A 6,006-nucleotide genomic window follows, 5' to 3' on the forward strand; every position below is an offset into this window, starting at 1 on the left:
CTGCATTTTAAAATTCATATTAGGGTTCCTCCTAAGGTTTTGAGTTAGAGTGATGTCTTACTCATATCTTACTGAGGAGCCCTATTTTTTTCAAAGTTAATAATTAACGCTCTACAGGAATGCTAACGGGGCAGGTTAGCTCAACAAGAACGCCAAAGGCGTTAGATGTGAGAAAGGTATGAAGTAAGTGGTTATAGAAAAAGTTTTACAAGAATACATAAAGGCCTGAATTGAATATGGAGTAGGTACACAAGAAGGTAATTATAAAAAAACGAATAAAGCCTATGACAATTTTATTAGTTCATACAATAAGCATGTTTCCACTTGAATAGATTTTGCTTTTCCATACTGATCACGCACCTTTTATAGAGTAATCATATCAGTATGTCAAAGCTTAGAAGATTACTTGCAGATAGTTTGGAATTTTTGCACTAGAACCTAGTAATGTGTATCCCTATTTTGTATAGTAGTATAGTTCGTTTTAAACGATTTAGTATTGATTTCAAAAAAGGAGAGGATTCAATGAAACTTATATTTAAGATAATAGTATTATCTACATTGTTATTGAGTTTTATACCGATTTCAATGATTCAGGCATCTGCGGAAACACTACAAGAAGGTGATTTCAAATATAATGTTTTAAATGGAACAGTTGAAATTGTAGATTACTTTGGAGACGCTAAAAACGTGGAAATTCCAAGTAAACTGAATGAAATGCCAGTAACAAGTATTGGAAATTATGCTTTTAGTAGTAATCAACTAACAAGTGTAATCATCCCGGAAAGTGTGACTAAGATAGGAGAAGGTGCATTTAGTAGTAACAAACTAACAAGTGTAGCCATCCCGGATAATGTGACTAGTATAGGGGAAGGTGCATTTATTTGGAATCAATTAACAAGTGTAACCATCCCAAAAAGTGTGACAAGTATAGGAGATAGTGCATTTAGTAGTAATCAACTAACAAGAGTGACCATCCCAGAAGGTGTAACTAGTATAGGAAATTATGCATTTAGTGATAATCACCTAACAGGTATAACCATCCCGAAAAGTGTAACTAGTTTAGGGTCATCTGCATTTAGCGATAATCACCTAACAAGTGTAATTATCCCGAAAAGTGTAACTAGTTTAGGATCATCTGCTTTTAGTGATAATCACCTAACAAGTGTAACCATCCCAAATAGTATGACAAGTATAGGGAATGATGTATTTGGTGGTAATCAATTAACAAGCGTAACCATTCCGAATAGTGTAACAAGTATAGGAGATAGTGCATTTCGTTCTAATAAATTAGCAAGTGTAACCATTCCAAATAGTGTGAACAAGATAGGGAGTGAAGCATTTCGTGGTAATCAATTAACGAGTGTAACCATTCCGAATAGCGTGACAAGTATAGGTGAAAGTGCATTTTATTCTAATCAATTAAAAAGTGTAACCATCCCAGAAAATGTGACTAAGATAGGGGAATCTGCATTTTTTTCAAATCAATTAACAAGTATAACCATTCCGAAAAGTGTAACAAGTATCGAGGATTATGCATTTGCTTTGAACCAATTAACAAATGTAACTCTCCCGAATAGCGTAACGAGTATCGGGGATCATTCATTTCATTGGAATCAACTAACAAGTATAACCATTCCGAACAGTGTAACGAGTATCGGGAATCATGCATTTCATTCGAATCAACTAACAAGTGCAACCATTCCGAACAGTGTGACAAGAATAGGGTCTTATGCATTTCAGGATAATCAACTAACAAGTGTAACCATTCCAAACAGTGTGACTAGTATTGAATCTCATACATTTAGTGAAAATCAATTAACGAGAGTAACCATCCCGGAAGGCGTGACAAGTATAGGGGGGATGGCATTTCATTCGAATCAACTAACAAGTGTAACCATTCCAAGCAGTGTGACTAGTATAGGGATTTATGCATTTAAGGATAATCAACTAACAAGAGTAACCATCCCGGAAAGAGTGACTAGGATAGGGTCATCTGCATTTGAGGATAATCAACTAACAAGTGTAACTATTCCAAATGGTGTGACTAGTATTGAATCTGATACATTTAGTAGAAATCAATTAACAAATGTAACCATCCCGGAAGGCGTGACAAGTATAGGGGATGGAGCATTTAGTGATAATCAACTAACAAGAGTAACCATCCCAGAAAGTGTGACTAGAATAGGATATTATACATTTAGTAGAAATCAACTAACAAATGTAACCATCCCGGAAGGCGTGACAAGAATAGGGGATGGGGCATTTAAGGATAATCAATTAAAAAGTGTAACCATCCCGAAAAGTCTAACGAGTATGGGGAGAGCTCCTTTTGGAAGTACTGAGGAAAACCACTTATTTGTCTGGTATTTAGACAGAAATTACACAACAGTTTGGGATCAATCTACAACAGGTGTAACGATATATGCTAAATGGTTGTATCCACCTGTATTTGAAGGGGTAGAAGCTGTAACAATTAAACTAGGAGATGGATTTGATGTTACAAAAGGCGTGATTGCAACAGATATAGAAGATGGAGAATTGACATCAAGTATAGAAGTTGCCGGAAGTGTGGACCCAATGAAGGTGGGCAGCTACACCTTAACGTACAAGGTGACGGATAGTGATGGATATACAACAGAGGTTAAAAGACAAGTGAGAGTAAGAAGTAATGATAAGCCTATGATCAAAGGGACCAAAGCTGCAACAATCAAAGTAGGAGATAGCTTTGATATTAAAAATGGTGTGACTGCAACAGATACAGAAGATGGAGAACTGACATCAAGTATAGAAGTTGCCGGAAGTGTGAACTCGACGAAGGTGGGTAGCTACACCTTAACGTACAAGGTAATGGACAGTGATGGAAACACTGTAAATATAGAAAGACATGTAACGGTAAACCCTGCTCAAGTAAAAAGCTTAAAAGTATCTAGCAGAGGGACAAACTCTTTAAAACTGATATGGACAAAACAAAGTGAAGTCACAGGCTATAAAATCTATCAGTATGATAGTAAGGGTAAACTGTTAAAGACAATTACAAGTAACGCGAACAGTTATACAATTAGCAAACTAAGTGCCGGAACAACGTATCAATATAAAGTTCGTTCATATAAAACCGTAGGGAAAACAAATTATTATGGATCCTACAGCAGTGTTCTCACTTCTACAACAAATCCGGCTACTGTTACATTATCGAGTGTTAAAAAGAGTAGCTCAACAAGTATGAAAGTGAACTGGAAGGAGATTTCTACTTCTACAGGGTACCAAATTCAGTATTCTACTAGCAGCAAGTTTACTAGTAGTACAACAAAGAATGTGACAATCACAAACAAAAATACCGTATCTAAAACAATAAACTCTTTAAAAAAGGGTGAAAAATATTATGTTCGATTAAAAGCGTACAAAACATTGTCAGGAACAAAATATTATGGCTCTTGGAGTTCTGTAAAAAGTATAACTATAAAATAAATATAAAAAAGGATTATAGAAAGATATTGACAACCTATTAGCTGGTATTGTTTAAGTAGAATTGAGTGTTTTTAGGGCTGATCGAGATTTTAATTATTCCATAAAAGGGCGCATTTCCGGAATAGGAAAAGCGTCCTTTTTGCACGAAAGGGCCATTTAACGGAGGAAGAATCTTAAGAAATATTGAATACTTATGGTAATGCTAGTATGGTGTTTGTGAAAGATTGTACTTAAAGTAACGGGTGCGTTAGCTGAAGATCAGAGCTGTCTTAAGGCAGCTTTTTCGTCTTTAACTGACAGGTGTTATTGTTTAATGAAAAATCTACTAATCTAGTATAATAGTTCTTCTTTTGTCTATACTGTCTATTAATATGGTATAGATTGGAGAGAAACAGGTATGATCTTAACTGATGTATGGGGTTTATATAAGGCAGATAAGCAAATCCAAGGTTATTCTCCACAAACATTAAAGGCCTATTACGTCCAATTTAACTTGTTGGTGAATAGTTTTGGAAATATATCCATTCAAGAACTTTCAACTAATTCTCTTAAAGTTTATCTGGGGAAAGCAGCTGAAAAGCTTAAGCCATCCAGTCTGGGTCACAGAATTCGATTTATTAAATCTTTATTCAGATGGGCTCAGGATGAAAATTTAATTAATGGAAATCCTGCTTCCAAAATCAAGGAACCAAAATTAGAATTAAGGGTTCCAAAATACTTGTCTGAAGAGGAAATTGAACATTTGCGGGAAGCTTGTCATACAACATTCGAAAATGCTTTATTTGAGTTTATGTATTCAACAGGATGCAGAATTGGTGAAGCAATAACTCTAGATAGAGCCTCAATCAATTTCTCTAATCAATCAGCAATCGTATTAGGTAAAGGACATAAAGAACGAGAAGTATATTTCAATACTCGTTGTGAAATATGGTTGAAGCGATATTTAAGTGAGCGAAAAGATCATGAGGAAGCTCTATTTGTGACAACACGTGCACCCCATCGAATGAGTATTTCTCAAGCGAGAAACATTATAAAACTGGTAGCAAAGAGAACGGACATTAAAAAGAGCATTCATCCCCACCAGCTTAGACATAGTTACGCCACAAATTTATTGAATAATGGAGCGCCTCTAGAAGTCATTCAAAATTTAATGGGCCATGAAAAAAGTGAAACCACAAAAATTTATGCATATCTAAGTGGTGCAATGCGGAGAGACTTGTATAGAAAGTATTTTTAAGGGACCAAGGGTCCTTTTTATTTTGTTCTTAATAAACTAACGGGGCAGGATAGTTCCATAAGAAAATTAAAGTTAACGGGTTAAATTATCAAAAATATAAACAATCAATTATTATAGTAATGTTAATAAAATTTGAAAGGAAATACCCATCAAATGAAAATTGCTCTATTCCTTTTTATGGGTTTTTTAGTATATCTGTTGCTAACAGAGTTGTATAATTCTCATTTCGCTACTTCTGGTTTAAGCTCTGCGGTAATATTTTTCATATCAATAGTTGTAATCTACTTTCTAAAATCATTACAAAACTTCGCATTAAAGGGAAAATGTGAACATCCCTCATTGAAAGTTGAAGCTGATTTTAGTGCGGACCCTATATGGTGCAATGTTTGTGGTTTTAACTTAGACATTGATGACTTCCCTTTATCTGAAGAACTAAAAGAGGAACTATTTAACTGGGTTCAAAATTATAAAGCAATACCTATTGATAAGCATAATAAAATAGGTATCGACTTAACTGCAAAAGTTAAGGGTGAAATAGGGAGAGATTACCCCATCATATTTATTGAACAGTAGTAAATAACTAATATTATTTTTCTTCTTAAGCTAAACGGGTGCTTTACTTCCAGGAGCTGATCAGCAGCTCCTTTTCTTATGGCACTAACGGGGCAGTTTAGTTCAACAAGACAACTCTGTACTATTTATATAAAATTAGAATAAAAATGAATCGGGGATAACGACTTGGAACTTGAATATTTTAGATTTTATGAAAGACCAATTAAAGCAATCGAACTTATGAAACTTTATAATGATGCAGGTTGGTGGGAGGAAAGAAAAGAACAAGATATTGAAGAAATGTTAAAAAGGGAAATTTCAATTGGTGTATGGAAAGACGGTACTCTTATTGGGTTTGCAAGAGCTGTTTCAGACGGTAAATTTAGAGCATACATTGAAGATGTTGTTATACATAAAGCATATCAAAAGTCAGGTATTGGAAAGAATCTTGTATCAAAATTGTTAGACGAACTATCTCATATTGATGTTATTAGTTTGTTTTGTGAAGAACATTTAATTCCTTTTTACAAAAAAAACAACTTTAAATACAGTAAATCACAATTTGTATTACATAGAAAAAGATAACGGGTGTAATAGTTCTTTAAAGAGCTGTGCGATCAGCTCTTTTTCGTGCGCCCGGCATGGGTGCAATCTATAGGGTGCGAGTCCCGAACCATGAAGGCAGTAGTAATGGTTAGCTTAATGCAAGGGTGTCCATGGTGACGTGGAATCTGAAGGAAGCAAGCGGCAAA

At 34.8% G+C, this 6,006-nt stretch carries 4 protein-coding genes; all 4 read left to right on the top strand.

Annotated features, from left to right (window positions below; all coding sequences use genetic code 11):
- Nucleotides 1-522: 522 nt before the first annotated feature.
- The 4 genes from LQ203_RS27095 to LQ203_RS27110 all read left to right on the top strand — a co-directional run bounded on the left by LQ203_RS27095 (nt 523) and on the right by LQ203_RS27110 (nt 5,839).
- Nucleotides 523-3,465, top strand: coding sequence for a leucine-rich repeat protein (locus LQ203_RS27095; protein WP_230163006.1), 2,943 nt, complete (start codon nt 523-525; stop codon nt 3,463-3,465).
- Between the two features lie 397 nt (nt 3,466-3,862).
- Nucleotides 3,863-4,702 (top strand): tyrosine-type recombinase/integrase, encoded by an 840-nt coding sequence (locus LQ203_RS27100; protein ID WP_230163008.1) that lies wholly within the window; start codon nt 3,863-3,865, stop codon nt 4,700-4,702.
- 153 nt (nt 4,703-4,855) lie between these two features.
- On the top strand, nt 4,856-5,275 hold the full coding sequence (locus LQ203_RS27105) for a hypothetical protein (RefSeq protein WP_230163011.1): 420 nt from the start codon (nt 4,856-4,858) through the stop codon (nt 5,273-5,275).
- A gap of 219 nt (nt 5,276-5,494) precedes the next feature.
- Nucleotides 5,495-5,839, top strand: coding sequence for a GNAT family N-acetyltransferase (locus tag LQ203_RS27110; protein ID WP_230163013.1), 345 nt, complete (start codon nt 5,495-5,497; stop codon nt 5,837-5,839).
- Nucleotides 5,840-6,006: the final 167 nt, after the last annotated feature.

It is taken from the genome of Peribacillus sp. Bi96 (assembly GCF_918698115.1).
Taxonomy (GTDB): Bacteria; Bacillota; Bacilli; order Bacillales; family DSM-1321; genus Peribacillus.